Origin of the sequence: Paraburkholderia sp. RL17-347-BIC-D (genome assembly GCF_046027915.1) — a bacterium.
GTDB lineage: Bacteria > Pseudomonadota > Gammaproteobacteria > Burkholderiales > Burkholderiaceae > Paraburkholderia.
On sequence record NZ_JARESS010000027.1, the window covers coordinates 24,174 to 48,497 of the forward strand.

At 60.1% G+C, this 24,324-nt stretch carries 35 protein-coding genes; 31 read left to right on the forward strand and 4 right to left on the reverse strand.

Annotation, left to right across the window (positions count from 1 at the left end):
* Window positions 1-3 precede the first annotated feature (3 nt).
* The 25 genes from rplV (at window position 4) to dsbD (ending at window position 13,839) form a co-directional block, all read left to right on the forward strand.
* Window positions 4-336 carry a 50S ribosomal protein L22 gene (gene rplV / locus P0D96_RS29610; RefSeq protein ID WP_007180133.1) on the forward strand — a complete coding sequence of 111 codons (333 nt, stop codon included), beginning with the start codon at window positions 4-6 and terminating at the stop codon, window positions 334-336.
* An 11-nt stretch (window positions 337-347) separates the two neighbouring features.
* Window positions 348-1,154, forward strand: coding sequence for a 30S ribosomal protein S3 (gene rpsC, locus P0D96_RS29615; RefSeq protein WP_011490053.1), 807 nt, complete (start codon window positions 348-350; stop codon window positions 1,152-1,154).
* Between the two features lie 2 nt (window positions 1,155-1,156).
* A complete protein-coding gene (gene rplP, locus P0D96_RS29620) occupies window positions 1,157-1,573 on the forward strand; it encodes a 50S ribosomal protein L16 (protein ID WP_007180131.1) in 417 nt (138 codons plus the stop codon).
* 10 nt (window positions 1,574-1,583) lie between these two features.
* Entirely contained in the window at window positions 1,584-1,778 is a 195-nt protein-coding gene (rpmC, locus tag P0D96_RS29625; RefSeq protein WP_007180130.1) for a 50S ribosomal protein L29, read from the forward strand.
* The gene (rpsQ, locus tag P0D96_RS29630; protein WP_007180129.1) at window positions 1,775-2,047 is read left to right on the forward strand and encodes a 30S ribosomal protein S17; all 273 of its coding nucleotides are present in this window, start codon (window positions 1,775-1,777) and stop codon (window positions 2,045-2,047) included. Before rpmC ends, rpsQ begins: the two co-directional genes overlap by 4 nt.
* Before the next feature lie 290 nt (window positions 2,048-2,337).
* Complete coding sequence (gene rplN / locus P0D96_RS29635) at window positions 2,338-2,706, forward strand: 50S ribosomal protein L14 (protein WP_006052212.1); 369 nt, start codon at window positions 2,338-2,340, stop codon at window positions 2,704-2,706.
* A 9-nt stretch (window positions 2,707-2,715) separates the two neighbouring features.
* Complete coding sequence (gene rplX, locus P0D96_RS29640) at window positions 2,716-3,024, forward strand: 50S ribosomal protein L24 (RefSeq protein WP_006052213.1); 309 nt, start codon at window positions 2,716-2,718, stop codon at window positions 3,022-3,024.
* A gap of 17 nt (window positions 3,025-3,041) precedes the next feature.
* Window positions 3,042-3,581 (forward strand): 50S ribosomal protein L5, encoded by a 540-nt coding sequence (gene rplE / locus P0D96_RS29645; RefSeq protein ID WP_006052214.1) that lies wholly within the window; start codon window positions 3,042-3,044, stop codon window positions 3,579-3,581.
* A gap of 7 nt (window positions 3,582-3,588) precedes the next feature.
* Entirely contained in the window at window positions 3,589-3,894 is a 306-nt protein-coding gene (gene rpsN / locus P0D96_RS29650) for a 30S ribosomal protein S14 (RefSeq protein WP_006052215.1), read from the forward strand.
* A gap of 14 nt (window positions 3,895-3,908) precedes the next feature.
* Window positions 3,909-4,304, forward strand: coding sequence for a 30S ribosomal protein S8 (rpsH, locus tag P0D96_RS29655; protein ID WP_006052216.1), 396 nt, complete (start codon window positions 3,909-3,911; stop codon window positions 4,302-4,304).
* Window positions 4,305-4,322: 18 nt separating this feature from the next.
* On the forward strand, window positions 4,323-4,853 hold the full coding sequence (gene rplF / locus P0D96_RS29660) for a 50S ribosomal protein L6 (RefSeq protein ID WP_132376698.1): 531 nt from the start codon (window positions 4,323-4,325) through the stop codon (window positions 4,851-4,853).
* Between the two features lie 12 nt (window positions 4,854-4,865).
* Complete coding sequence (gene rplR, locus P0D96_RS29665; protein WP_006052218.1) at window positions 4,866-5,231, forward strand: 50S ribosomal protein L18; 366 nt, start codon at window positions 4,866-4,868, stop codon at window positions 5,229-5,231.
* A 14-nt stretch (window positions 5,232-5,245) separates the two neighbouring features.
* Complete coding sequence (gene rpsE, locus P0D96_RS29670) at window positions 5,246-5,764, forward strand: 30S ribosomal protein S5 (RefSeq protein WP_006052219.1); 519 nt, start codon at window positions 5,246-5,248, stop codon at window positions 5,762-5,764.
* Between the two features lie 10 nt (window positions 5,765-5,774).
* On the forward strand, window positions 5,775-5,957 hold the full coding sequence (rpmD, locus tag P0D96_RS29675) for a 50S ribosomal protein L30 (RefSeq protein ID WP_007180126.1): 183 nt from the start codon (window positions 5,775-5,777) through the stop codon (window positions 5,955-5,957).
* Window positions 5,958-5,986: 29 nt separating this feature from the next.
* Window positions 5,987-6,421: a 50S ribosomal protein L15 gene (rplO, locus tag P0D96_RS29680; protein WP_011490050.1), complete on the forward strand. Its 435-nt coding sequence runs from the start codon at window positions 5,987-5,989 to the stop codon at window positions 6,419-6,421.
* Between the two features lie 46 nt (window positions 6,422-6,467).
* Window positions 6,468-7,814: a preprotein translocase subunit SecY gene (gene secY, locus P0D96_RS29685; RefSeq protein ID WP_011490049.1), complete on the forward strand. Its 1,347-nt coding sequence runs from the start codon at window positions 6,468-6,470 to the stop codon at window positions 7,812-7,814.
* 8 nt (window positions 7,815-7,822) lie between these two features.
* Window positions 7,823-8,041 (forward strand): translation initiation factor IF-1, encoded by a 219-nt coding sequence (gene infA, locus P0D96_RS29690; protein WP_004521905.1) that lies wholly within the window; start codon window positions 7,823-7,825, stop codon window positions 8,039-8,041.
* A 20-nt stretch (window positions 8,042-8,061) separates the two neighbouring features.
* Complete coding sequence (rpmJ, locus tag P0D96_RS29695; protein ID WP_004199844.1) at window positions 8,062-8,178, forward strand: 50S ribosomal protein L36; 117 nt, start codon at window positions 8,062-8,064, stop codon at window positions 8,176-8,178.
* A 41-nt stretch (window positions 8,179-8,219) separates the two neighbouring features.
* Window positions 8,220-8,585 (forward strand): 30S ribosomal protein S13, encoded by a 366-nt coding sequence (rpsM, locus tag P0D96_RS29700; RefSeq protein ID WP_012434566.1) that lies wholly within the window; start codon window positions 8,220-8,222, stop codon window positions 8,583-8,585.
* Between the two features lie 28 nt (window positions 8,586-8,613).
* Entirely contained in the window at window positions 8,614-9,018 is a 405-nt protein-coding gene (gene rpsK / locus P0D96_RS29705) for a 30S ribosomal protein S11 (RefSeq protein ID WP_006052224.1), read from the forward strand.
* Between the two features lie 147 nt (window positions 9,019-9,165).
* A complete protein-coding gene (rpsD, locus tag P0D96_RS29710; RefSeq protein ID WP_106284146.1) occupies window positions 9,166-9,789 on the forward strand; it encodes a 30S ribosomal protein S4 in 624 nt (207 codons plus the stop codon).
* 124 nt (window positions 9,790-9,913) lie between these two features.
* Window positions 9,914-10,891 carry a DNA-directed RNA polymerase subunit alpha gene (locus P0D96_RS29715; protein WP_028199575.1) on the forward strand — a complete coding sequence of 326 codons (978 nt, stop codon included), beginning with the start codon at window positions 9,914-9,916 and terminating at the stop codon, window positions 10,889-10,891.
* Window positions 10,892-11,072: 181 nt separating this feature from the next.
* On the forward strand, window positions 11,073-11,465 hold the full coding sequence (rplQ, locus tag P0D96_RS29720) for a 50S ribosomal protein L17 (RefSeq protein ID WP_006052227.1): 393 nt from the start codon (window positions 11,073-11,075) through the stop codon (window positions 11,463-11,465).
* A 171-nt stretch (window positions 11,466-11,636) separates the two neighbouring features.
* A complete protein-coding gene (gene cutA / locus P0D96_RS29725; protein WP_408179037.1) occupies window positions 11,637-11,969 on the forward strand; it encodes a divalent-cation tolerance protein CutA in 333 nt (110 codons plus the stop codon).
* Complete coding sequence (dsbD, locus tag P0D96_RS29730; protein WP_408317038.1) at window positions 11,962-13,839, forward strand: protein-disulfide reductase DsbD; 1,878 nt, start codon at window positions 11,962-11,964, stop codon at window positions 13,837-13,839. Before cutA ends, dsbD begins: the two co-directional genes overlap by 8 nt.
* Window positions 13,840-13,881: 42 nt before the next feature.
* Here dsbD and hemB read toward each other — a convergent pair whose 3' ends face one another.
* Window positions 13,882-14,880 (reverse strand): porphobilinogen synthase, encoded by a 999-nt coding sequence (gene hemB / locus P0D96_RS29735; RefSeq protein ID WP_132376702.1) that lies wholly within the window; start codon window positions 14,878-14,880, stop codon window positions 13,882-13,884.
* 249 nt (window positions 14,881-15,129) lie between these two features.
* Window positions 15,130-15,783 (reverse strand): ribosome biogenesis GTP-binding protein YihA/YsxC, encoded by a 654-nt coding sequence (yihA, locus tag P0D96_RS29740; protein ID WP_408179039.1) that lies wholly within the window; start codon window positions 15,781-15,783, stop codon window positions 15,130-15,132.
* A gap of 265 nt (window positions 15,784-16,048) precedes the next feature.
* Here yihA and P0D96_RS29745 point away from each other — a divergent pair, with 265 nt between their 5' ends.
* From P0D96_RS29745 to msrQ, 5 genes are all read left to right on the forward strand, one after another.
* The gene (locus P0D96_RS29745) at window positions 16,049-16,702 is read left to right on the forward strand and encodes a c-type cytochrome (protein WP_408179040.1); all 654 of its coding nucleotides are present in this window, start codon (window positions 16,049-16,051) and stop codon (window positions 16,700-16,702) included.
* A gap of 116 nt (window positions 16,703-16,818) precedes the next feature.
* Window positions 16,819-19,041 carry a cytochrome c biogenesis protein ResB gene (locus P0D96_RS29750; RefSeq protein ID WP_408317040.1) on the forward strand — a complete coding sequence of 741 codons (2,223 nt, stop codon included), beginning with the start codon at window positions 16,819-16,821 and terminating at the stop codon, window positions 19,039-19,041.
* A gap of 4 nt (window positions 19,042-19,045) precedes the next feature.
* Window positions 19,046-20,251, forward strand: a complete 1,206-nt coding sequence (ccsB, locus tag P0D96_RS29755) for a c-type cytochrome biogenesis protein CcsB (RefSeq protein ID WP_408179042.1) — start codon at window positions 19,046-19,048, stop codon at window positions 20,249-20,251.
* A gap of 200 nt (window positions 20,252-20,451) precedes the next feature.
* Complete coding sequence (msrP, locus tag P0D96_RS29760; RefSeq protein ID WP_408179043.1) at window positions 20,452-21,447, forward strand: protein-methionine-sulfoxide reductase catalytic subunit MsrP; 996 nt, start codon at window positions 20,452-20,454, stop codon at window positions 21,445-21,447.
* Window positions 21,448-21,458: 11 nt separating this feature from the next.
* Entirely contained in the window at window positions 21,459-22,157 is a 699-nt protein-coding gene (gene msrQ / locus P0D96_RS29765; protein ID WP_408317042.1) for a protein-methionine-sulfoxide reductase heme-binding subunit MsrQ, read from the forward strand.
* 102 nt (window positions 22,158-22,259) lie between these two features.
* Here the strand turns inward: msrQ and lysA are convergent, their stop codons facing one another.
* Together lysA and lptM are read right to left on the reverse strand one after the other, a co-directional pair.
* Window positions 22,260-23,522 (reverse strand): diaminopimelate decarboxylase, encoded by a 1,263-nt coding sequence (gene lysA, locus P0D96_RS29770; RefSeq protein ID WP_408179045.1) that lies wholly within the window; start codon window positions 23,520-23,522, stop codon window positions 22,260-22,262.
* Window positions 23,523-23,531: 9 nt separating this feature from the next.
* Entirely contained in the window at window positions 23,532-23,873 is a 342-nt protein-coding gene (gene lptM, locus P0D96_RS29775) for an LPS translocon maturation chaperone LptM (RefSeq protein ID WP_408179046.1), read from the reverse strand.
* A 35-nt stretch (window positions 23,874-23,908) separates the two neighbouring features.
* On the opposite strand from lptM, the gene cyaY reads away from it, so the two are divergent.
* Window positions 23,909-24,226, forward strand: a complete 318-nt coding sequence (gene cyaY / locus P0D96_RS29780) for an iron donor protein CyaY (RefSeq protein ID WP_011490036.1) — start codon at window positions 23,909-23,911, stop codon at window positions 24,224-24,226.
* Window positions 24,227-24,324 lie beyond the last annotated feature (98 nt).

Below are 24,324 nucleotides of genomic sequence, written 5' to 3' on the forward strand. Positions count from 1 at the left end.
CTCATGATGGAAGTGAAAGCAATTCATCGCGGTGCCCGCATCTCGGCGCAGAAAACGCGCCTTGTGGCTGACCAGATCCGCGGTTTGCCGGTCGACAAGGCGCTGAACGTTCTGACGTTTTCGCCGAAGAAGGCTGCGGGAATCGTGAAAAAGGTCGTGCTGTCGGCGATCGCGAATGCGGAGCATAACGAAGGCGCCGATATCGATGAGCTCAAGATCACGAGCATCTACATCGACAAGGCTGCGTCGCTCAAGCGTTTTACCGCGCGCGCTAAAGGCCGCGGTAACCGCATCGAGAAGCAATCCTGTCACATCACTGTGACGGTCGGGAATTAAGGGGTCATACGATGGGACAGAAAATTCATCCGACTGGCTTCCGTTTGGCCGTCAGCCGCAATTGGGCGTCGCGTTGGTACGCGAACAACAACAATTTCGCGGCGATGTTGCAGGAAGACATCGGTGTTCGTGAATACCTGAAGAAGAAGCTGAAGAACGCTTCGGTTGGTCGCGTCGTCATCGAGCGTCCGGCAAAAAACGCGCGCATCACGATTTATAGCTCGCGTCCGGGTGTGGTCATCGGTAAGAAGGGTGAGGATATCGAGCTGCTGAAGTCGGAACTGCAACGCCGCATGGGCGTTCCGGTCCACGTCAACATCGAAGAAATCCGCAAGCCGGAAACCGATGCGCAACTGATCGCGGATTCGATCACGCAACAGCTCGAGCGCCGGATTATGTTCCGCCGCGCGATGAAGCGTGCGATGCAAAACGCAATGCGTCTGGGTGCTCAAGGCATCAAGATCATGAGCGCTGGCCGCCTGAACGGTATCGAAATCGCTCGTACGGAATGGTATCGCGAAGGTCGCGTGCCGCTTCATACGCTGCGTGCTGATATCGACTACGCAACTTCGGAAGCGAAGACGACGTACGGCATCATCGGCGTGAAGGTGTGGGTCTACAAGGGCGATACGCTCGGCCGCAACGACGCACCGGTGGTTGAAGAAGTCGCCGAAGAAAAGCGTCCGCGCCGCAACGCACGTCCGGGTGGCGATCGCCGTCCGCGTCGCGATGGTGAAGGTGGTGGCCCGGCAGGTGCACGCCGTGGCGCTCCTCGTCGTGCTGGCGGTGCCGGCGACGGCGGGAAGACTGGAGAATAACGATGCTGCAACCGAAACGCAGAAAGTATCGCAAAGAGCAGAAGGGTCGTAACACCGGTATCGCTACCCGCGGCAACGCGGTGTCGTTCGGTGAGTTCGGCCTGAAGGCTATCGGTCGTGGTCGCTTGACCGCGCGCCAGATTGAAGCGGCACGTCGTGCAATGACGCGTCACATCAAGCGTGGTGGCCGCATCTGGATCCGCATCTTCCCGGACAAGCCGATCTCGCACAAGCCGGCTGAAGTACGTATGGGTAACGGTAAAGGTAACCCTGAGTACTACGTCGCAGAGATTCAACCGGGCAAGATGCTGTACGAAATGGACGGCGTAACCGAAGAGCTGGCACGCGAAGCGTTCCGTCTGGCTGCAGCTAAGCTGCCGCTCAAGACGACGTTTATCGTGCGTCAGCTCGGCGCCTAAGGAGCAAATGATGAAGGCTTCCGAACTTCACCAGAAAGATCAGGCCGCGCTCAACAAGGAGCTGTCGGACCTGTTGAAGGCGCAATTCGGCCTGCGCATGCAACTCGCGACCCAGCAGCTCACGAACACGAGCCAGCTGAAGAAGGTTCGTCGCGACATCGCACGTGTGCGGACCGTCCTGACTGAGAAGGCGAACCAGAAATGAACGATAGCGTAAAAACCTCGCTCAAGCGGACGCTGGTCGGCAAGGTCGTCAGCAACAAGATGGACAAGACGGTCACCGTGCTGGTTGAGCACCGCGTGAAGCACCCGATCTACGGCAAGTACGTTGTGCGTTCGAAGAAGTACCATGCGCACGACGATGCGAACACGTACAACGAGGGTGACCTCGTTGAAATCCAGGAAACGCGTCCGATTTCGAAGACGAAAGCTTGGGTTGTGGCTCGCTTGGTCGAGGCTGCTCGCGTCATCTGACGCCGCAAAGTTGTAGAAGTAATTGAAATCGCAGTAAGTTTCGCTTGCAAGGCCGGGATTATTTGTTATAATCTCGGTCTTCCCTCTTTTATGGGAGCCCCGTCGCGGGCGAAGTTGGTGGGGGAAGCGGTTCAGGCGCCAGTCTGTTCCGAAGGATTCACCGGATTGCGATGGCGGGTTTCGTTTGCCGTCGCTGCTGTTCATACCCAAGCAGCCGATTGGCTGACGGGACCAAGACTGACCGGGTACGCCATGGTGGTGTGGCCGGATTAAGTTGGGAAAGATAAACCATGATCCAGACCGAAACTCGGCTTGAAGTGGCCGACAACACGGGTGCGCGTGAAGTCATGTGCATCAAGGTGCTCGGCGGCTCGAAGCGTCGTTATGCCAGCATTGGCGACATCATCAAGGTGACCGTCAAAGAAGCAACGCCGCGCGGGCGCGTGAAGAAAGGCGAAATTTACAACGCCGTGGTGGTTCGCACCGCCAAGGGCGTGCGCCGTCAGGACGGCTCGCTGATCAAGTTCGATGGCAACGCCGCTGTGTTGTTGAATGCCAAGCTCGAACCTATTGGCACCCGTATTTTCGGGCCTGTCACGCGCGAGTTGCGCAGCGAACGATTCATGAAGATCGTTTCGTTGGCACCTGAAGTGCTGTAAGGAGTCGCGATGAACAAGATTCGCAAGGGTGACGAAGTTATCGTCATCACCGGCAAAGATAAAGGCAAGCGCGGCGTCGTGCTGTCCGTTGGCGAAGGCAAAGTGATTGTCGAGGGTATCAACCTCGTCAAGAAACACGTCAAGCCGAACCCGATGAAGGGTACGACGGGCGGTGTGGAAGCCAAGACGATGCCGCTGCAAATTTCGAACGTCGCATTGGTCGACGCGAATGGCAAGGCGTCGCGTGTAGGCATCAAGGTCGAAGGAGACAAGAAAGTCCGTTTCCTTAAGACGACCGGTGCCGAGCTGAGCGCCTGACGCTGCGGAGTAAAAAAATGGCTCGTTTGCAAGAGTTTTACAAAGAGAAGGTTGTACCCGGCCTCATCGAGAAGTTCGGTTACAAGTCCGTGATGGAAGTGCCGCGCATCACCAAGATCACCCTGAACATGGGCCTTGGCGAAGCGGTTGCTGACAAGAAGATCATCGAAAACGCCGTTGGCGACCTGACGAAGATCGCAGGCCAGAAGCCGGTGATCACGAAGGCACGCAAGGCAATCGCTGGCTTCAAGATCCGTCAAGGCTATCCGATCGGTGCAATGGTCACGTTGCGTGGTCAGGCAATGTACGAATTTCTGGACCGTTTCGTGACGGTCGCGCTCCCCCGTGTGCGTGACTTCCGTGGCGTGTCGGGTCGTGCGTTCGATGGTCGCGGCAACTACAACATCGGTGTGAAAGAGCAGATCATTTTCCCCGAAATCGACTACGACAAGATCGACGCACTGCGTGGGCTGAACATCAGCATCACGACGACTGCGAAGACCGACGACGAAGCAAAGGCTCTGCTCGCCAGCTTCAAGTTCCCGTTCAGAAACTGAGGTTACCGTGGCTAAACTGGCACTGATCGAACGTGAAAAGAAGCGTGCTCGCCTGGCCGCTAAGTACGCGCCCAAGCGTGCTGAGCTGAAAGCGATTATCGGCGATATGAGCAAGTCGGACGAAGAGCACTACGCAGCACGTCTCGAACTGCAACAACTGCCGCGCAACTCTAACCCGACCCGTAAGCGCAACCGCTGCGCAATTACCGGTCGCCCGCGTGGCACGTTCCGTAAATTCGGGCTGGCGCGTAACAAGATTCGCGAAATCGCGTTCCGCGGCGAGATCCCTGGCCTGACCAAGGCGAGCTGGTAATAGGAGAAACGTAAATGAGCATGAGTGATCCTATCGCCGATATGCTGACTCGCATCCGCAATGCGCAGATGGTTGAGAAAGTCTCGGTGACTATGCCCTCGTCGAAAGTCAAGGTTGCGATTGCGCAGGTCCTGAAGGACGAAGGCTATATCGATGATTTCGCAGTGAAGTCCGAAGGTGCGAAGTCTGAATTGAACATCGTGTTGAAGTACTACGCTGGCCGCCCGGTCATCGAGCGCATTGAACGCGTTTCGAAGCCTGGTCTGCGTGTGTACCGCGGCCGTAACGACATCCCTGTGGTCATGAATGGCCTCGGCGTGGCAATCGTGTCGACGCCGAAGGGCGTGATGACGGACCGCAAGGCGCGCGCAACGGGCGTTGGCGGCGAAGTCATCTGCTACGTCGCTTAAGGCCGAAAGGAGAGAAACATGTCTCGAGTAGGTAAAAGCCCGGTCGCGCTGCAAGGCGCCGAAGTGGCCCTGAGCGACGATCGCATTACCGTCAAGGGCCCGCTGGGTACGATTTCGCAGGCTGCTAACAGCCTCGTGAAGGTGGTGAACGACAACGGCACGCTGAAGTTCGAGCCGGTTGACGAAAGCCGCGAAGCGAATGCGATGTCGGGCACGATGCGCGCACTGGTTGCGAACATGGTGAACGGCGTGACGAAGGGTTTCGAGCGCAAGCTGACGCTGGTTGGCGTCGGTTACCGCGCACAAGCGCAAGGCGACAAGCTGAATCTGTCGCTGGGTTTCTCGCACCCCGTGGTGCACCAGATGCCGGAAGGCGTCAAGGCTGAAACCCCGACGCAAACCGAAATCGTGATCAAGGGGATCAATAAGCAACAAGTTGGCCAGGTCGCTGCAGAAGTGCGCGGCTATCGCCCGCCGGAGCCCTACAAGGGCAAGGGTGTGCGTTACGCCAACGAGGTTGTGATCCTCAAAGAAACGAAGAAGAAGTAAGGGTGCGCAATCATGGATAAGACTCAATCTCGCCTGCGCCGCGCTCGTCAGACGCGTATCAAGATCGCTGAGCTGCAGGTCGCGCGTCTCGCCGTGCATCGCACGAACACGCACATCTATGCGCAAGTGTTCTCGCCGTGCGGCACCAAGGTGCTCGCCAGCGCGTCGACGCTCGAGGCCGAAGTGCGTGCGCAACTGGCTGATCAAACGGGCAAGGGCGGCAACGTCGCCGCTGCTACGCTGATCGGTAAGCGCATCGCAGAAAAGGCTAAGGCTGCCGGCATCGAATCCGTCGCCTTCGACCGTTCGGGTTTCCGTTACCACGGCCGCGTGAAAGCGCTGGCTGATGCGGCGCGCGAAGCCGGACTCAAGTTCTAAGGGAAGAATTCGTCATGGCAAAGATGCAAGCGAAAGTTCAGGCTGACGAACGCGACGACGGCCTTCGTGAAAAAATGATTTCGGTCAACCGCGTGACCAAGGTCGTGAAGGGTGGCCGGATTCTCGGTTTCGCCGCACTGACCGTGGTTGGCGACGGTGATGGCCGCGTCGGTATGGGCAAGGGCAAGGCGAAGGAAGTGCCGGTCGCTGTTCAGAAGGCGATGGAACAGGCTCGCCGCAACATGTTCAAGGTGCCGCTCAAGAACGGTACCCTGCAACACGAAGTGCACGGTAAGCACGGCGCATCGATGGTCCTCCTGGCCCCGGCCAAGGACGGTACCGGTGTGATCGCTGGCGGCCCGATGCGCGCAGTGTTCGACGTGATGGGCGTGCAGAACGTTGTGGCCAAGAGCCACGGTTCGACGAACCCGTACAACCTCGTTCGTGCAACGCTCGACGGTCTGCGCAAGCAGTCCACGCCGGGCGACATCGCGGCGAAGCGCGGCAAGTCCGTCGAAGATATTCTGGGCTAAGGTGGACACCATGTCTGATAAAACTGTCAAGGTCCAGCTCGTCAAGAGCCTGATCGGCACCCGTGAAACGCACCGTGCAACGGTGCGTGGCTTGGGCCTGCGCCGACTCAACTCGGTTAGCGAGTTGCAGGACACGCCGGCTGTGCGCGGCATGATCAACAAGGTTTCGTACCTCGTTAAGGTCATCAGCTAAGCGGCTGACCAGGACTCAAGGAGTTGATAATGGAATTGAATAACCTGAAGCCGGCTGAAGGCGCGAAGCACGCAAAGCGTCGCGTTGGTCGCGGCATCGGCTCCGGCCTCGGCAAAACCGCTGGCCGTGGTCACAAGGGTCAGAAGTCGCGTTCGGGCGGCTTTCACAAGGTTGGCTTCGAAGGCGGTCAAATGCCGCTGCAACGTCGCCTGCCGAAGCGTGGCTTCACCTCGCTGACGAAGGAATTCGTCGGTGAAGTGCGTCTCTCGGATCTGGAAAAGCTGCCGGTCGACGAAATCGATCTGCTGGCTCTGAAGCAAGCCGGCTTGGTCGGCGAGCTGATCAAGAGCGCCAAGATCATCGCGACGGGCGAGCTCAAGCGCAAGGTCGTTGTGAAGGGTCTGGGTGCGACGAAGGGTGCGCGCGCTGCTATTGAAGCAGCCGGCGGCTCTTTTGCCGAGTAACGCGCAAGTTATTTGCCGTCACTAGCATTTGCATCGGAGAAGGTACTTGGCTAACAGCCCGAGTCTCGCAAAACCCGGTCGCAGCGCGGCGAAGTTCGGCGATCTGCGTCGGCGAGCAGTGTTCCTGCTGCTGGCGCTGATCGTCTACCGTATCGGCGCGCATATTCCGGTGCCGGGTATTGACCCGGACCAGCTGGCAAAGTTGTTCCAAAGCCAGTCGGGCGGCATCCTTGGCATGTTCAACATGTTCTCGGGTGGCGCACTTTCGCGGTTCACGATTTTTGCGCTGGGGATCATGCCGTATATTTCGGCGTCGATCATCATGCAGTTGCTGGCGATTGTCTCGCCGCAGCTCGAAGCGCTGAAAAAAGAAGGGCAGGCAGGTCAACGGAAGATTACGCAGTACACGCGTATCTTTACGGTCCTGCTGGCAACGTTCCAGGCCTTCGGCATTGCCGTGGCGCTGGAAAATCAGCCTGGTCTCGTGATCGACCCGGGGATGGTTTTTCGGTTGACGACGGTCGTGACGCTGGTGACCGGCACGATGTTCCTGATGTGGCTAGGTGAGCAGATCACGGAACGCGGGCTTGGCAACGGTATCTCGATCATTATTTTCGGCGGGATTGCAGCGGGTTTCCCGAATGCGATCGGTGGTCTTGTTTCGCTGGTGCAAACCGGTTCGATGAGCCCGATATCCGCGATTATCGTCGTCGCGCTGATTGCTGCTGTGACGTATCTGGTGGTGTTCATCGAACGCGGCCAGCGCAAGATTCTTGTGAACTACGCGAAGCGGCAAGTCGGTAACAAGATTTACGGCGGACAGTCTTCGCATCTGCCGTTGAAGCTGAACATGTCGGGCGTGATTCCGCCGATCTTTGCATCGTCGATCATTCTCTTCCCGGCAACTATCCTGAACTGGTTTAGTTCGGGGTCGCGTACCGGCTGGTTCGCAGACACGTTGCACAACGTGGCCGAAGCCCTCAAGCCCGGTCAACCCGTGTACGTGTTGCTGTACGCGTTGGCGATCGTTTTCTTCTGTTTCTTCTACACCGCACTGGTGTTCAACAGCAGAGAGACGGCCGACAACCTGAAAAAGAGTGGCGCTTTCGTCCCAGGCATCCGCCCGGGCGATCAAACGGCGCGATATATCGACCGCATCCTCACGCGTCTGACGCTGGCCGGTGCGATCTACATCGTGTTTGTTTGTCTGCTGCCCGAGTTTTTGGTGCTGCGCTGGAACGTGCCGTTTTATTTTGGTGGAACGTCGCTGCTGATCATTGTCGTCGTCACAATGGATTTCATGGCGCAGGTGCAGTCGTACGTTATGTCGCAACAGTATGAATCGCTGCTGAAGAAAGCTAATTTCAAAGGCGGCGGCGTCCCGATGCGTTGAAAGGACTTATGGCCAAAGACGATGTTATCCAGATGCAGGGTGAAGTCATCGAAAACCTGCCTAACGCTACCTTCAGGGTGAAGCTGGAAAACGGCCATGTCGTATTGGGACACATATCCGGGAAGATGCGGATGCACTACATCCGAATCTTGCCGGGCGACAAGGTGACGGTTGAATTGACGCCTTACGATCTGTCGCGTGCGCGGATCGTGTTCCGGGCGAAGTGATTTGAAAAAAGGGTAATATCATGAAAGTGATGGCATCGGTTAAGCGCATTTGCCGCAATTGCAAGATCATCAAGCGCAAAGGCGTTGTGCGCGTGATTTGCAGCTCTGATCCGCGCCACAAACAGCGTCAAGGCTGAACGCCGCGCTTTTGCTTGCGCTTTTTGTTTGAGGAAAAACAATGGCTCGTATCGCAGGGGTTAACATCCCGAATCACCAGCATACCGAAATCGGCCTCACGGCTATTTACGGTGTCGGCCGCACGCGCTCGCGCGACATTTGCGTCGCTGCTGGTGTGGCATTTTCGAAGAAGGTCAAAGACCTGAACGACGCAGACCTCGAAAAGCTGCGTGAAGAAGTCGGCAAGTTCATCGTTGAAGGCGATCTGCGCCGTGAAACGACGATGAACATCAAGCGCCTGATGGATCTCGGCTGCTACCGTGGCGTTCGGCATCGTAAGGGCTTGCCCCTGCGCGGCCAACGTACGCGTACGAATGCCCGTACGCGCAAGGGTCCGCGTCGTGCAGCGCAATCGCTGAAGAAGTAAGCGGAACTGACAGTTACAGGAAAACGTAATGGCTAAGGCTTCGAACAACTCCGCGGCGCAACGCGTTCGCAAGAAGGTCAAGAAGAACGTCGCCGAGGGCGTGGTTCACGTTCACGCGTCGTTCAACAACACCATCATCACGATCACCGATCGTCAAGGCAATGCACTTGCTTGGGCAACGTCGGGTGGTCAGGGCTTCAAGGGTTCGCGTAAATCGACCCCGTTTGCAGCCCAGGTGGCAGCCGAATCGGCTGGCCGCGTGGCGATGGAATACGGCGTGAAGAACCTCGAAGTGCGGATCAAGGGCCCCGGTCCTGGCCGTGAGTCGGCGGTGCGCGCGTTGCATGGTCTTGGCATCAAGATCACTGCGATCTCCGACGTGACCCCGGTCCCGCACAACGGCTGCCGTCCGCCGAAGCGTCGTCGTATCTAAGACGCTAGTATTGCTTGCGCCTGTTGCCGCCCTGCGCGGCGGCAGGCTGCTTGCGCTATTGAATTGACTAAGCCCACCGTTCGGCCCAAAGGGCTCGGACTAGCGCGAGTGCACGCATTCGCGTGATTAATCACTGAAGGAATCAACGTGGCACGTTATATCGGCCCTAAGGCCAAGCTGTCCCGCCGTGAAGGCACTGACCTTTTCCTGAAGAGCGCCCGTCGTTCGCTCGCTGACAAGTGCAAGCTTGACAGCAAGCCCGGCCAACACGGCCGCACCTCGGGCGCACGTACGTCCGACTACGGCACGCAGCTGCGCGAAAAGCAAAAAGTGAAGCGCATCTACGGTGTCCTCGAGCGTCAATTCCGTCGTTACTTCGCTGAAGCCGACCGCCTGAAGGGCAACACGGGTGAAAACCTGCTGCAGTTGCTCGAATCGCGTCTGGACAACGTCGTGTATCGCATGGGCTTCGGCTCGACGCGCGCTGAAGCACGTCAGCTCGTGAGCCACAAGGCGATCGTCGTGAACGGCGTGGTGTCGAACATCCCGTCGATGCAAGTGAAGGCAGGCGACGTCGTCGCGGTGCGCGAAACGAAGAAGAAGCAGGCGCGGATTCTCGAAGCGCTGTCGCTGGCTGAGCAAGGCGGTCTGCCGAGCTGGGTCGCTGTCGATTCGAAGAAGTTCGAAGGCACGTTCAAGCAGAAGCCGGAACGCAGCGACATCGCTGGCGATATCAACGAAAGCCTGATCGTCGAATTGTATTCGCGGTAATCGGATTAACGGCCGGGGCACCCTGATTGCGCTGAGCAAGGGGGCGCCTCGGCTGTTTATTTTCAGGTTGTTACCGGTCAGCCTTATCGGTGTAACGAGCCGAGGGTATTGAAAAGGAAAACCTATGCAAACCAGTTTGTTGAAGCCCAAGATCATCGCTGTTGAATCGCTTGGTGAGAGCCATGCGAAAGTGGTCATGGAACCGTTTGAACGCGGTTACGGCCACACCTTGGGTAACGCGCTCCGGCGTGTGCTGCTGTCGTCGATGGTGGGCTACGCGCCGACCGAAGTGACGATCGCAGGCGTCGTACATGAGTATTCGACGCTCGACGGTGTGCAAGAGGATGTGGTCAACCTGTTGTTGAACCTGAAGGGCGTGGTCTTCAAGCTGCATAACCGTGACGAAGTAACGGTTACGCTGCGCAAGGAAGGCGAAGGCGTTGTCACCGCTGGCGACATCGAACTCGCGCACGATTGCGAAGTGATCAACCCGGATCACGTGATTGCGCATCTGTCGAAGGGCGGCAAGCTCGACGTGCAGATCAAGGTCGAGAAGGGCCGCGGCTACGTGCCGGGCAACGTGCGTCGTTACGGCGAAGAGTCGGCCAAGATCATCGGCCGTATCGTGCTGGACGCGTCGTTCTCGCCGGTTCGCCGCGTGAGCTACGCCGTTGAAAGCGCTCGCGTCGAACAGCGTACCGACCTCGACAAGCTCGTGATGAACATCGAAACCAACGGCGTGATTTCGCCGGAAGAAGCGATCCGTCAATCGGCGCGCATTCTGGTCGATCAACTGTCGGTCTTCGCTGCACTGGAAGGCACCGAAGCAACGGCTGAAGCGCCGTCGCGTGCGCCGCAGATCGATCCGATCCTGCTGCGTCCGGTCGATGATCTCGAACTGACGGTTCGTTCCGCGAACTGCCTGAAGGCCGAGAACATTTACTACATCGGCGACCTGATCCAGCGCACGGAAAACGAGCTGCTGAAGACGCCGAATCTGGGTCGCAAGTCGCTGAACGAAATCAAGGAAGTACTGGCGTCGCGTGGTTTGACGCTCGGCATGAAACTCGAAAACTGGCCGCCGGCAGGGTTGGACAAGTAAGTCGACAAGTAATCCCGGGACAGAACCCGTCGCTGCACTGGCAAAGACGCGGATTTTCCTTTAAAATCCGCGTCTTGTCTTTTTTCACTACCGGCCCGTGCACTCGCTACCATTGGGAAACCGCAGGTAGTTCGAGCGCGATAGAAGAGCTGGACCAAAACTCTGAATCGAAGGAATTAACATGCGTCACCGTCATGGTTTGCGGAAACTGAACCGCACGAGCAGCCACCGTCTGGCAATGCTCCGTAATATGTCCAATTCGCTGATCGAGCACGAAGTCATCAAGACCACGCTGCCGAAGGCGAAAGAACTCCGTAAAGTTGTCGAACCGCTGATCACGCTCGGCAAGAAGCCGTCGCTGGCAAATCGTCGTCTGGCGTTCAACCGCCTGCGCGATCGTGACTCGGTCACGAAGCTGTTCGAAGTTCTGGGCCCGCGTTACGCTACCCGTCCGGGCGGCTATCTGCGCGTTCTGAAGTTCGGCTTCCGCGTCGGCGACAACGCTCCGATGGCACTGGTCGAACTGCTCGACCGTCCGGAAGTTGAAGAAGTTGAAGTGCAAGAAGCTGAGTAAGCTTCCTCGCATCTAAAAAAGCCAGGCGCCAAGCCTGGCTTTTTTGTTTATAGCGCCAGAACGCAATGGTTGCGGCCATTTGCCGAGTGGCCGCTGCAGAGCCCTCAGCGGTCGGACAAGGCTAGGTGATACGATATCGGCACCTGAATCGTGCCTTTGCCGGAGCCATCTGTGAGCGTGAATGTGACCTTGATTCTGACAACGGTACCGGATGCGGCCGTGGCTCAGAAGCTTGCCGCAGATGCCTTGGCCGCGCGGCTATGTGCCTGTGTCACGCAGTTAGGCACCGTGCAGTCCAGCTATCACTGGCAGGGCGCGATCGAAACAGCGCAGGAAATCCAGTTGCTGTTCAAGACCAGCGCGGCACGCGCGCTCGAACTCGAGCAGTACATTCAGGCTCACCATCCCTACGACACGCCGGAAATCCTCTCATGGCAAGCGACGGCATCGGCCGCGTACGGCCAGTGGATCACTGCTGAAACCCAACGTCCTCTTCATGTTTAACGGCCTCGATCGGCGCGTGCGCAATGCACTGCGCACCGTATTCTTCCTGCTTGGTTGCCTGATCTTCGCGCAGTTCGGCACGCTCGCCCGCGCGGCGGACGATTTTCTCGATCCTGCGGTGGCGTTCAAATTCAGCGCGTCGGAGAAACCCGGCGAAGTCGACGTAACCTACAAAATCGCGGATGGCTACTACATGTATCGTGAGCGCTTCGCCTTCGCGACGCGCAACGGCACGACCACGATCGGCGAGCCGCAATTGCCGGCTGGCCACGTCAAGTTCGATCAGACCTTTAACAAGAACGTCGAGACGTATCGGAACGAACTGACGATCCGGATTCCCGTTAAACAGGCGGTCGGACCGTTCGACCTGGCGGTGACGTCGCAGGGCTGTGCTGATGCCGGCATCTGCTATCCGCCGATGGAGCGCGTGTATCACGTGAGCGGCGCGGCTCTGCAGTCGGCCGGCAGCGCGGCTGACGCCGGCGCCGAAGTTGCGCAGAAATCCGCTGCCGCGGCCACCTCGTGGTACGACCGCGCCACCAGCGCAGACTACGCGCAGTCGCTGCTGCAAGGCGGTGGTTTCTTCGCGATCGTCGGACTCTATTTCGTCGCCGGCGCCGTGCTCAGTCTGCTCCCGTGTTCGTATCCAATGATTCCGATTCTCTCGGCGATCATCATCGGCGAAGGCGCGCGCGTGACGCGTGCACGTGGATTCGCACTGTCGTTGGCCTATGTGATCGGCATGGCGCTCGTGTACACGGCGCTCGGCATCGCTGCCGCGCTGGTCGGGCAGAGTCTCGGCGCGTGGCTGCAAAACCCTTGGGTGCTTGGCGCTTTTGGCGTCCTGTTGGCCATTTTCGCGCTGACCCTGATTGCAGGGTTCGACATCGCGCTGCCGCAGCGTTGGCAGGACGGCGTCTCGCGTGCATCGACCGGGCGCTCCGGGGGCAAGTTTGCGGCCGTTGCGGTGATGGGCGCTCTGTCCGCGTTGGTGGTCGGCGCCTGCATGACCGCACCGCTCTTCGCGGTGCTGGCGTTCATCGCGCATACAGGCGACGCGGTGCTCGGCGGTGCGGCGCTGTTTTCGATGGGATTGGGATTGGGCGTGCCGCTGCTGATCCTCGGTCTAGGCGCGGGCACACTGCTGCCGCGCGCCGGCGCATGGATGGACAGCGTTAAGGTGTTCTTCGGCGTCGTGCTGCTTGCGGCCGCCCTGTGGATCGTCTGGCCGGTGCTTGGCGCGACTGCGACGATGCTACTGAGCGCGCTCTGGCTGCTGATCGCCGCGGCCTCCCTCGGCTTGTTCTCGGCACCCACAGCGGAGGCTTCCGTGTGGCGCCGGCTCGGTCGAGGCATCGGTGCGGCGTTTGCCATCTGGGCTGCGGTCCTGCTGGTCGGGCTGGCGGCGGGCTCATCCGATCCGCTGCGCCCGCTTGCGGTGTTGGCGGCGCGTGGCGGAGAAGTGGGCGTCGCGAACACTTCGAATAAGCCGGACAGCGAGCCGCAGAGCGATTTGACGTTCGCCCCGGTGCGTTCATCGAATGAACTTGACCAGGCCGTCAAAACGGCTGCGCAGCCCGCCATGCTCGATTTTTACGCGGACTGGTGTGTCAGCTGCAAAGAGATGGAGAAATTCACCTTCAGCGATCCGCGTGTTCAAGCGAAATTGAAGCAGATGAATCTGTTGCGCGCCGACGTGACCGCCAACAATGTCGACGATCAGATGCTGCTCAAGCGCTTCAGTTTGTTCGGGCCACCGGGGATCATCTTTTTCGATCAGAGTGGCAAGGAGGTGCTGCGCGTCGTCGGCTACGAGTCCGCGGATAAATTTTTGCGCAGTCTGGATCGGGTGAACGCGCCGGGTGCGTAACGCAAACCGGCGGTTCGTCACGGCGCCGGGCGGCGCGTCGCCTTACTTCTGCGAGCGCAAAATCCGCGCGGCATCCAACGCGAAATAGGTCAGCACGCCGTCCGCGCCCGCCCGCTTGAACGCCAGCAGCGATTCCATCATCGCCTTGTCGTGATCGAGCCAGCCGTTCTGCGCGGCCGCCTTCAGCATCGCGTACTCGCCACTCACCTGATACACATAGGTCGGGAACTGGAACTCGTCCTTCACGCGACGCACGATATCGAGATACGGCATGCCGGGCTTGACCATCACCATGTCCGCGCCTTCGTTGATGTCCGCTTGCACTTCGCGCAGCGCCTCATTCGAATTGGCCGGATCCATCTGGTAAGTCATCTTGTTGCTCTTGCCGAGGTTCGTCGCGGAACCGACGGCGTCGCGGAACGGGCCGTAAAACGCCGACGCGAACTTGGCCGCATAAGCCATGATCCGCGTATGGATATGGTCTTCGCTCTCGAGCATTTCGCGGATCGCGCCAATGCGGCCGTCCATCATGTCCGAAGGCGCAACGATGTCGACGCCGGCTTCAGCCTGCGCGCGCGCCTGTTCGACCAGAATCTCGACGGTCTCGTCGTTGATCACATAGCCGGTTTCGTCGAGCACGCCGTCCTGACCGTGGCTCGTGTAGGGATCGAGCGCCACGTCGGTGAGCACGCCCAGCCCGGGGAAGTTCTTTTTGAGTTCGCGAACCGCGCGCGGAATCAAACCGGCCGGGTTGGTCGCTTCGCGGCCATCGGGCGTTTTCAGCGACGGCTCGATCGCCGGGAACAGCGACAGCACGGGCACGCCCAGTTCGACGCATTGTTCAGCCACGCCCATCAGCAGGTCGACCGACACGCGCTCGACGCCCGGCATCGACGGCACGGCTTGCCGCACGTTGGTGCCTTCGACGATAAAGACGGGATAAATCAGATCGTTGGTGGTGAGGATGTTTTCCCGCATCAGACGGCGCGAGAAGTCGTCGCGGCGCATGCGGCGCGGACGGTAGTGCGGATAGAAGCTCATAGCGAATCGAAGAAACGTGGATGTGTGGAGTGGACAAGTAACGCCTGCCTCCGCTGCCGGAAACTTTTCGAGACAATGGTATATCATACCGATCGAGCAAGGCGCCTTGCGCTGACCTCCCCGCTTCTCCTCCCTGAGCGGGTGCCTGTCGTTTTTCGATTAGGCTGTTTGACCCGCCGTTAAAGCGGCGGGTTTTTTTATGGGCGGCCGGAATGGCGTTTTTGCCTTGTCCGGCGGTGTTCGCCTCGCTTACTGAGCGGCGTCCGTTTCACCCTTCGCCTCGGGGATCAGCCAGCTTTCGATCAGCTCGTGCGCTTCGTCGATGCCGACGCGTTTGAGCGCCGAGAACAGCTGGGCGGTTAGTTCGCCCTGGTAGCCGGCGGTGCGATATTCAGCCAGACCTTTCTGGGTCGCGCGCAACGCGTTCACGCTTTCCTGACGCGTCAATTTGTCGCATTTGGTCAGGAGCGTGTGGATCGGCTTGCCGGTCGGCGCGAACCACTCGATCATGCGGCGGTCCAGATCGGTCAGCGGGCGGCGTGAATCCATCATCAGGATCATGCCGCGCAATTGCGAGCGCGATTGCAGGTAGGTGGACAGCAGCGCTTCCCAGTGTGCCTTGGCCGCGCCCGGCACTTCCGCATAGCCGTAACCCGGCAGATCGACCAGGTGCGCGGTCGGCTCGTCCGCCTTGCCCACCGAAAAGTAATTGATATGCTGCGTGCGTCCCGGCGTCTTACTGGCGAAGGCCAATCGCTTCTGATTGCACAGAATATTAATGGCCGTCGACTTGCCTGCGTTCGAGCGTCCCGCAAAGGCGATCTCGGGTTGCGAAGTGGCCGGCAGATCACGCAAGTGATTGACGGTCGTGAAAAAGCGGGATTGGTGGAGCAGGAAGGACATGATCAGGCCAGGATTCGAGACGCCGGGGAACCCGGAGTGGGGACGGGTCAAGCCCGACTGGCGTCTTAGCGATTAGCGAGTTATTGTACAATACGATGGTTTACTGAAAACCTGAGGGGGCCAGCCCACGTGCCTTGGCGGCTCCTGGCGGTCACTCGGTCGCCGTCGTATTTTGCAAAACCTTCAAGAAAAACGCCGGGCCTGGCGCGAAGCGGCAGGTTTGGGGGCGCTCTAAAAATCCCACAAGACGAGACAGGGTGTGCGAATGAATCGACTGAGCAAGACTCTGATGGTGCTTCATGTAGCGGCAGGTCTTTCAGGTTTGGCAATTCAGGCACGAGCAGCAGAACCGGCAAAGCCGGACGTCAATCGGGGGCAGGCAATCGCGGTGCAGGTGTGCGCGTCGTGTCACGGGGCAGACGGCAACAGTGCCGGCGGCGCGTATCCGAAGCTGGCGGGCCAGCACCCTGAGTATCTCGTCAAGCAACTCAAGGACTTCAAGACCCAGCCGGGCGCCAAGCAGCCAGCGCGCAACAATGCGATCATGGCGGGCATGGCGGCGGCACTGTCTGATCAGGATATGGTCAACGTCGCAGCTTATTTCGCGGCGCAGACCCCGAAGCCGGGCTACGCGCACAACAAGGACACCGTGCCGCTCGGCCAGAAGATTTATCGCGGCGGCATTGCCGACAAGGGCGTGCCGGCGTGCGCAAGCTGCCACGGGCCGACCGGGCAAGGGATTCCGTCGCAGTATCCACGGCTGTCGGGGCAGTGGGCGGAATACACGGTGGCGCAGTTGACCGCGTTCACGCAAGGTCCTGGCGCACGTAACAACAACGAGGCGATGCATGCTATTGCAACGCGTCTGTCGGACAGCGAGATCAAGGCTGTAGCCGATTACATCGCGGGCTTGCACTAGGAAGCCCGCACGCAAGTGCAACCGGCCCGGCGAGGCCGGTACAAAACAAGAAAAGGGTGAGGGCGTCGTGCCTACGACAGCCCTTCACCCTTTTTTGCTGTTCAGTCGGAGTATGAATGAGCGTCACCACGTCGGGTTTGCAGTCGAAGTCGGGCAATCGCGTCATGCGCAGCGTCGTCGAAGTCTTGAGTTCGATGCGTTTTGCCATTTCGTTGCTCGTGATTCTGTCGATCGCCAGCATCATCGGCACCGTCCTCACGCAGGACGATCCGTATCCCAACTACGTCAATCAGTTCGGCCCGTTCTGGGCGGACATCTTCCGCTCGTTGAGCCTGTACACGGTGTACAGCTCGTGGTGGTTCATGCTGATTCTCGGTTTCCTGATGGTGTCGGTGTCGCTGTGCGTGATCCGCAATGCGCCGAAAATGGTCGCCGACGCGAAGAGCTGGAAGGACAGGGTTCGCGAAGGCAGCCTGCGCGCGTTCCATCACAAGGGCGAATTCGCGGTGCATGCCTCCCGCGCGCAGACCTCGACGTTGCTCGCCAAGCTCTCGGCGAAGCTCGGCTACAAGTTCGTCACGCGAGAGTCCGAAGGCGCGACCTTGATCGCCGCCAAGCGCGGCGCCTTGACCAAGTTCGGCTACATCTCTGCTCACATTGCGATCGTGGTGATCTGTCTCGGCGGCCTGCTGGACAGCAATCTGCCGATCAAGCTGCAAATGTGGCTGTTCGACAAGTCGCCGATCCGCGCCAACACGGTGATCAACGACATCACGCCGGACCATCGCCTGTCACAGTCCAATCCGACGTTCCGCGGCTACGCGTGGGTGCCGGAAGGCCAGCACGTGTCCACGGCGATCCTCAACCAGCCGGACGGCTCGCTGATTCAGGACCTGCCGTTTTCGATCGAACTGAACAAGTTCATCGTCGATTACTACTCGACGGGCATGCCGAAGCTGTTCGCGAGCGACATCGTGGTGGTGGATCACAAGACCGGCGCGCGCGTTCCGGCGCGAGTCGAAGTGAACAAGCCGTTCACCTACGACGGCGTATCGATTTATCAGTCGAGCTTCCAGGACGGCGGCTCGCAGATGCAGATGACGGCCTACCCGATGAGCGGTGCAAGCGCGAAGACCGCACCGTTCGGCGGCACGATCGGCGGCAATGCGCCGTTGGGCACGGCCACGCCGCTCGCCGACGGCCAGACGGTCGAATTCACCGATTTCCGCGCGATCAACGTCGAAAACATCCAGAACGGCAGCGGCCAGACCGACGCCCGCGGCGTCGCGGCGCAGCGTACGCTGAAGGAAGCGTTCGACGAGCGCCTCGGCTCCGGCGCGAAGACCTCGAAGCCGCTCGATCTGCACAACGTCGGCCCATCGGTGCAATACAAGGTGCGCGACAAGGACGGCCAGGCGCGCGAGTACAACAACTACATGCTGCCGGTCGACGTATCCGGCGAAAAGATGTTCCTCGCCGGCATGCGCGTGAATCCGGACGATCCGTTCCGCTACCTGCGCATTCCCGCTGACAACGGCGCCACCGTCAAGGAATGGATGAACCTGCGCGCCACGCTCGAGGATCCGGCCATGCGCGCCTCGGCGGCTCACCGTTTCGCGCTGCGCTCGGTGCCCGGTTCGAACGCGGAATTGCAACAGCATCTCGAAGAAAGCGCGCTGCGGGTGCTGACCCTTTTTGCGGGTGCGGACAACGGCATCAAGATGCCGAACGGCCAGACGGTCGGCGGCTTCCAGGCTATTGCCGGTTTTATCGACCATTCGGTGCCGAAGGGCGAGCAGGAAAAGGCCGCCGGCCTGCTGTTGCGCATGCTGGAAGGCGCGACGTGGGACCTGTATCAACTGTCCCGCCAGCAACTCGGCGAGCCCGAGGCGCCGGCCAATCCGGACGCCAGCCGCTTCATCCAAAGCTCGATCAACGCGATATCCGACAGCTTTTTGTATGGATCGCCGGTCTATTTACAGCTTGACTCATTCAAGCAGGTGCAAGCTTCGGTATTTCAGTTGACGCGCGCGCCGGGCAAAAAAGTCGTGTATCTTGGCAGCCTGCTCCTCGTGTTGGGCATCTTTTCGATGTTCTACATCCGTGAACGGCGCCTCTGGTTCTGGCTTAAAGACACCGAGCACGGCACGAACGTCGTGATGGCGATGTCGAGCGCGCGCAAGACGCTCGACTTCGAGAAAGAGTTCGTCCAGACGCGCGACGCAGTAGGCGCCGCGTTGGGCGCCAAACTCGTTGAAGCACCCGACGCCGCCGGCGCCTCCGATAAATCCGGCAACGCCGGCGCGCCGTCCGCAAGCTCACAAGATTCGACCCGGTAAGATCATGGACTTGACTCAGGTTTCCCAATCTCCCTCTTCGCGGCCCCAAAAGGCGCTGGCAGGCGAGTCACTCAACATCGGCGAGTACGACGAACGGCCGTTCCTGAAGCGGCTCGGCGTTGTCGACTGGCTGTTTGCCGTCGCGATGGTCGCGGGCGCCGGGTTCGCGCTGTCGCGCTATCACCCGTTCATGAATTACTACGACAAGCTGGTGCTCTGCTGCGCGGTGCCGGTTTTCGTGGTGCTCGGCTGGCGCTGGAAACCGGTGCGTCCGCTGATGGTGGGCATCGCTGCGCTGTCGCTGCTGGCCATCCAGATCTATCACGGCGATCTCAGCCGCGCGGATAACGCCTTCTTCCTCAAGTATTTCCTGTCGAGCCAGTCCGCGATTCTGTGGATGAGCGCGCTCTTCGTGTTCGCCACCGTGTTCTACTGGATCGGCCTGCTGTCGCGCTCGCCGACCGGCGCCGCGATTGGCTCGAAAATGACGTGGGCGGCAGTGGTGATGGGCTTCGTCGGGCTGATGGTGCGCTGGTACGAGTCGTACCTGATCGGCGCGGACGTCGGCCATATTCCTATCTCGAACCTGTACGAAGTGTTCGTGCTGTTCAGCCTGATCACCGCGCTTTTCTATCTGTACTACGAGCAGCACTACAACACCCGTGCGCTCGGCGCGTTCGTGCTGCTGGTGATCAGCGCCGCGGTTGGTTTCCTGATGTGGTACTCGGTGGCGCGCGACGCGCAGCAGATCCAGCCGCTGGTTCCGGCGCTGCAAAGCTGGTGGATGAAGATTCACGTGCCCGCGAACTTCATCGGCTATGGCAGCTTCGCGTTGTCGGCCATGGTGGCTGTCGCGTACCTGTCGAAGGAGCGCGGCGTGCTGGCCGATCGCCTGCCGGCGCTCGAAGTGCTCGACGACGTGATGTACAAGTCGATCGCCGTCGGTTTCGCTTTCTTCACGATCGCGACGATTCTCGGCGCGCTGTGGGCTGCTGAAGCCTGGGGCGGCTACTGGAGCTGGGACCCGAAGGAAACGTGGGCGCTGATCGTCTGGCTGAACTATGCGGCGTGGCTGCACATGCGTCTGATGAAGGGGCTGCGTGGCGCGGTCGCGGCATGGTGGGCGCTGACTGGCCTGCTGGTGACGACCTTCGCCTTCCTCGGCGTCAACATGTTCCTGTCGGGCCTGCATAGTTACGGCAAGCTGTAAGATCTGCTGTTCTGAACTGACTCAAAACCGCCGTGTGCTTCGCACCGGCGGTTTTTTTACGGCCAATGGAATATTGGCTGCCTCCAGAGTGTTCGCCCTGACAGTACCCGTGGATGGCTGAAAGACGGACGCCCGGACGAGCGATCATCAATATGGCCCCTTAAGATGCATAGACCGATGGGCCGGCAAGGAGCAGCACGATGTGGATCAAGCGTAGCGACAGAATTCAACTCACTGGCGACGACATTGCGCGCAGCGAAATCACGCCGCAGCGCGTTTTCCAGAACCGGCGGCGCGTGTTGCAGGCGGCCGGGGCGGTGGCGCTCGGCAGTCTGATCGGGGTGAACGGCGAGGCGCTGGCGGCTTACACGTCGCCGGACCCGAAAGCGCAAAAGCTGGCGGCGAAGACCAACGCCAAATTCGTCGCGCTCGACAAGATCACGCCGTACAAGGACATCACCACGTACAACAACTTCTACGAGTTCGGTACGGACAAGGCCGATCCCGTGCACCATGCCGGGACGCTGCGGCCGCACCCGTGGAAGGTGAGCGTCGAGGGTGAGATCAAGAATCCGAAGGTCTACGATATCGACGAATTGCTCAAGCTCGCGCCGCTCGAGGAGCGCGTGTACAGGATGCGTTGCGTCGAAGGCTGGTCGATGGTGATTCCGTGGATCGGCGTGCCGCTCTCGGAGTTGATCAAGCGCGTGCAGCCGACGGGCAATGCCAAATACGTGCAGTTCATCACGCTGGCCGATCCGTCGCAAATGCCCGGACTGTCGACGCCCGTGCTCGATTGGCCGTACTCCGAAGGTTTGCGCATGGACGAAGCGATGAATCCGCTGACGTTTCTGACGATGGGCCTCTACGGCCAGGTGCTGCCCAATCAGAACGGCGCGCCGGTGCGCGTCGTGGTGCCGTGGAAGTATGGCTTCAAGAGCGCGAAGTCGTTGGTGAAGATCCGCTTCCTCGACAAGCAGCCGCCGACCAGCTGGAATACGTACGCGTCGAACGAATATGGGTTTTATTCGAACGTGAATCCGAACGTCGATCATCCGCGCTGGAGTCAGGCGACCGAGCGACGCATCGGCGAAGACGGTTTCTTCACGCCCAAGCGCAAGACGTTGATGTTCAACGGCTACGGCGATCAGGTCGCGTCGCTTTATCAGGGCATGGACCTGAAGAAGAATTTTTGAGCGGCGCGAACATGGCTTCCGATACGCAATCCGCTACCCAGGCCGAACGAAAAACGCCGCGCGCACAAGCGTCCGCGTCGGTGGCGGCGAAGCGCCCCGCAGCCGGCGCGCGTTGGATCGTGCCGGCCAAGATCGCGGTGTTTATCGCGGCGTGGTATCCACTCGCGCGCATCGTGCTATTTGGCTTGACCGACCGGCTCGGCGCGAATCCGATCGAGTTCATCACGCGCTCGACGGGTCTCTGGACGCTCGTCTTTCTCTGCATCACGCTGGCCGTGACGCCGTTGCGCCGACTCACCGGCGTCGTCGCGTTCGTACGTTTTCGGCGGATGCTCGGACTCTATGCGTTCTTCTACGCGACGCTGCATTTCACCACTTACCTGTGGTTCGACAAATGGTTCGATGTCGCTGACATCATCAAGGACATCGGCAAGCGACCGTTTATCACGGTGGGGTTCGCGGCGTTCGTGTTGCTGATCGCATTAGCCGTGACGTCGCCGCGCGCGATGGTGCGCAAGCTCGGGCGTCGCTGGCAGATGTTGCATCGGTCCATCTATGTAATCGGCGCGCTGGCGATCCTGCACTTCTGGTGGATGAAGGCCGGCAAACACGATCTGATCCTGCCGAAGATTTACGGCGCGATCATGTTGGCGTTGCTGGGCTGGCGCTTGATCGTTTGGGCGCGTGACAGGATGTCGAAGACGCGTTGATCGGCGCTGCGCTGACGTAGATCGCGCACAACGGCGACGTAAACACAAAAAGGCGATGCTGCGGTGGCATCGCCTTCTTGATGTTGGGGCAGTTGTTAAAGGTTACGCCGGCAAAACCGTTTCGCCCGCAAACAACTGCTTCACCTCTTCGCGTGCGCGAACCACATGCACCTGTGTACCATCAACCATCACCTCCGCCGCGCGCGGACGTGTGTTGTAGTTCGAGCTCATCACGAAGCCGTATGCGCCGGCCGAGCGGATCGCCAGCAGATCGCCCGGTTCAACCGCCAGCAGGCGTTCACGTCCGAGCCAATCGCCGCTCTCGCAAACCGGACCGACCACATCGTATACGTGGGCCGGCACGTCGCGCTCCGCGACCGGGTCGATCGCGTGATACGCCTCGTACATGGCGGGGCGCGCGAGATCGGTCATGGCCGCGTCGACGATAGCGAAATTCTTTTCCGCGCCCGGCTTCAGAAACTCGACGCGCGTGAGCAGCACGCCCGCGTTGCCGACCAGCGAACGGCCCGGCTCGAAATACACTTCGCGATGGCCGTGACCGCGCGCTTCGATGCGATCGAGCACGGTGCGCACGAACTCGCCGATTTCCGGCGGCGTTTCATCGTCGTACGTGATGCCGAGACCGCCGCCCACGTCGATGTGACGAATCTTCACGCCGTCCTGCTCGATCTGCTCGACCAGCTCCAGAACCTTGTCGACCGCGTCGAGATACGGCGCGACTTCGGTGATCTGCGAGCCGATATGGCAGTCGATGCCGACCACTTCGAGATTCGCCATGGCCGCAGCCGCCTGGTACGTGGCGCGCGCGTCCTCGAATGCGACGCCGAATTTGTTCGACTTCAGGCCGGTGGAAATATACGGATGCGTCTTCGCGTCGACGTCAGGATTCACGCGCAGCGAAACGGGCGCTTTCTTGCCCATTTCCGCGGCAACCGCATTCAGGCGATCGAGCTCGGGAATCGATTCGACGTTGAAGCATTTCACGCCGGCCGCGAGCGCGTCGCGCATTTCGTCCGCGTTCTTGCCGACGCCGGAAAACACGGTGTTTTCCGCTTTGCCGCCGGCAGCCAACACACGCGCCAGTTCGCCGCCCGACACGATGTCGAAGCCGGCGCCCAGGCGCGCGAACACGTTCAGCACAGCGAGGTTGCTATTGGCCTTCACGGCGACATGCACACTCGCGCGACGCCCGGCGCAAGCACCCGCGTAGGCGTTCCACGCCTCGGTGAGCGCGGCGCGCGAATACACGTACAGCGGCGTGCCGAACTGCTCGGCGAGGGAGACGGCGGACACGCCTTCGGCGTGCAGCACGCCGTCGACGTAGTCAAATGCGGATCGAGTCATGCGAAAGTCTTATTGAACAGGTGTGGCGGCGGAAGCAGGCAGCGGAGCCGCCGTAGCTGATGCAGCGGAGGCGGGCGGCGTGGCGAGTTCGTTTTCCGGCGCCAACGAAAGCGGTGTGCCGGAGGTATCCGGGACGGTGCTCATGTCGGTGGATGTTGCCGAGGCGGGTTGCGCAACGTTCGGCGGCGTTTGCGTGCGATCGATCGGCTTGGCCGGTAGCGGCGGCACGGTGGGCAAATAGAGCGAACCGCGTTGTCCGCAGCCGGCAAGTGCACAACCTGCGAGAATGGCTAAAACCGCTACAATCGCGCGGCCGGGCGCCGCCGCGCGCATCCGAGATACGACTCGCATGACTGTCCCTGAATAAATAATCGATGGAGTTTAGCATGTCCGATAGTGAATACCTGACCCGCGCGGAAGCCGCGCTAGCCGCCATCGAACGCGCGCTCGACGACACCGATGCCGACATCGAACTGGAGCGCAGCGGCAACGTCCTGACCCTCGAATTCGAGAACCGCTCGAAGATCATCGTCAACCTGCAGCCACCTATGAGCGAGATCTGGATCGCCGCGAAAGCGGGTGGTTTCCACTTCCGTTTCGTCGACGGCGAATGGCGCGACACGCGCAGCGGCACGGAGTTTTTTGCCGCGCTGTCGGAGTACGCCACGCAGCAGGCGGGTGAGCCGGTTCACTTCGAAGCGTAAGACCCGCCGGTCGGCTGAGTGCCGCCAACGCGGCTGAGTTGATTACCCGAACCGCACAAAAAACGGCCGCGCATTCAGCGCGGCCGTTTTGCTTTCTG

What these genes read in the sequence shown, in the direction of transcription:
- ccsB (WP_408179042.1), top strand. Translation starts at nt 19,046, where the DNA reads ATGGACTTGACTCAGGTTTCCCAATCTCCCTCTTCGCGGCCCCAAAAG.
- P0D96_RS29750 (WP_408317040.1), top strand. Translation starts at nt 16,819, where the DNA reads ATGAGCGTCACCACGTCGGGTTTGCAGTCGAAGTCGGGCAATCGCGTC.
- rplV (WP_007180133.1), top strand. Translation starts at nt 4, where the DNA reads ATGATGGAAGTGAAAGCAATTCATCGCGGTGCCCGCATCTCGGCGCAG.
- yihA (WP_408179039.1), bottom strand. Translation starts at nt 15,783, where the DNA reads ATGTCCTTCCTGCTCCACCAATCCCGCTTTTTCACGACCGTCAATCAC.
- rpmC (WP_007180130.1), top strand. Translation starts at nt 1,584, where the DNA reads ATGAAGGCTTCCGAACTTCACCAGAAAGATCAGGCCGCGCTCAACAAG.
- rpsQ (WP_007180129.1), top strand. Translation starts at nt 1,775, where the DNA reads ATGAACGATAGCGTAAAAACCTCGCTCAAGCGGACGCTGGTCGGCAAG.
- rplX (WP_006052213.1), top strand. Translation starts at nt 2,716, where the DNA reads ATGAACAAGATTCGCAAGGGTGACGAAGTTATCGTCATCACCGGCAAA.
- rpsC (WP_011490053.1), top strand. Translation starts at nt 348, where the DNA reads ATGGGACAGAAAATTCATCCGACTGGCTTCCGTTTGGCCGTCAGCCGC.
- rpsK (WP_006052224.1), top strand. Translation starts at nt 8,614, where the DNA reads ATGGCTAAGGCTTCGAACAACTCCGCGGCGCAACGCGTTCGCAAGAAG.
- rplR (WP_006052218.1), top strand. Translation starts at nt 4,866, where the DNA reads ATGGATAAGACTCAATCTCGCCTGCGCCGCGCTCGTCAGACGCGTATC.
- rpmD (WP_007180126.1), top strand. Translation starts at nt 5,775, where the DNA reads ATGTCTGATAAAACTGTCAAGGTCCAGCTCGTCAAGAGCCTGATCGGC.
- msrP (WP_408179043.1), top strand. Translation starts at nt 20,452, where the DNA reads ATGTGGATCAAGCGTAGCGACAGAATTCAACTCACTGGCGACGACATT.
- msrQ (WP_408317042.1), top strand. Translation starts at nt 21,459, where the DNA reads ATGGCTTCCGATACGCAATCCGCTACCCAGGCCGAACGAAAAACGCCG.
- infA (WP_004521905.1), top strand. Translation starts at nt 7,823, where the DNA reads ATGGCCAAAGACGATGTTATCCAGATGCAGGGTGAAGTCATCGAAAAC.
- lptM (WP_408179046.1), bottom strand. Translation starts at nt 23,873, where the DNA reads ATGCGAGTCGTATCTCGGATGCGCGCGGCGGCGCCCGGCCGCGCGATT.
- cyaY (WP_011490036.1), top strand. Translation starts at nt 23,909, where the DNA reads ATGTCCGATAGTGAATACCTGACCCGCGCGGAAGCCGCGCTAGCCGCC.
- rpmJ (WP_004199844.1), top strand. Translation starts at nt 8,062, where the DNA reads ATGAAAGTGATGGCATCGGTTAAGCGCATTTGCCGCAATTGCAAGATC.
- rplF (WP_132376698.1), top strand. Translation starts at nt 4,323, where the DNA reads ATGTCTCGAGTAGGTAAAAGCCCGGTCGCGCTGCAAGGCGCCGAAGTG.
- rplP (WP_007180131.1), top strand. Translation starts at nt 1,157, where the DNA reads ATGCTGCAACCGAAACGCAGAAAGTATCGCAAAGAGCAGAAGGGTCGT.
- lysA (WP_408179045.1), bottom strand. Translation starts at nt 23,522, where the DNA reads ATGACTCGATCCGCATTTGACTACGTCGACGGCGTGCTGCACGCCGAA.
- dsbD (WP_408317038.1), top strand. Translation starts at nt 11,962, where the DNA reads ATGTTTAACGGCCTCGATCGGCGCGTGCGCAATGCACTGCGCACCGTA.
- P0D96_RS29745 (WP_408179040.1), top strand. Translation starts at nt 16,049, where the DNA reads ATGAATCGACTGAGCAAGACTCTGATGGTGCTTCATGTAGCGGCAGGT.
- rpsE (WP_006052219.1), top strand. Translation starts at nt 5,246, where the DNA reads ATGGCAAAGATGCAAGCGAAAGTTCAGGCTGACGAACGCGACGACGGC.
- rplN (WP_006052212.1), top strand. Translation starts at nt 2,338, where the DNA reads ATGATCCAGACCGAAACTCGGCTTGAAGTGGCCGACAACACGGGTGCG.
- hemB (WP_132376702.1), bottom strand. Translation starts at nt 14,880, where the DNA reads ATGAGCTTCTATCCGCACTACCGTCCGCGCCGCATGCGCCGCGACGAC.
- rpsH (WP_006052216.1), top strand. Translation starts at nt 3,909, where the DNA reads ATGAGCATGAGTGATCCTATCGCCGATATGCTGACTCGCATCCGCAAT.
- P0D96_RS29715 (WP_028199575.1), top strand. Translation starts at nt 9,914, where the DNA reads ATGCAAACCAGTTTGTTGAAGCCCAAGATCATCGCTGTTGAATCGCTT.
- rpsM (WP_012434566.1), top strand. Translation starts at nt 8,220, where the DNA reads ATGGCTCGTATCGCAGGGGTTAACATCCCGAATCACCAGCATACCGAA.
- rplO (WP_011490050.1), top strand. Translation starts at nt 5,987, where the DNA reads ATGGAATTGAATAACCTGAAGCCGGCTGAAGGCGCGAAGCACGCAAAG.
- rplE (WP_006052214.1), top strand. Translation starts at nt 3,042, where the DNA reads ATGGCTCGTTTGCAAGAGTTTTACAAAGAGAAGGTTGTACCCGGCCTC.
- rplQ (WP_006052227.1), top strand. Translation starts at nt 11,073, where the DNA reads ATGCGTCACCGTCATGGTTTGCGGAAACTGAACCGCACGAGCAGCCAC.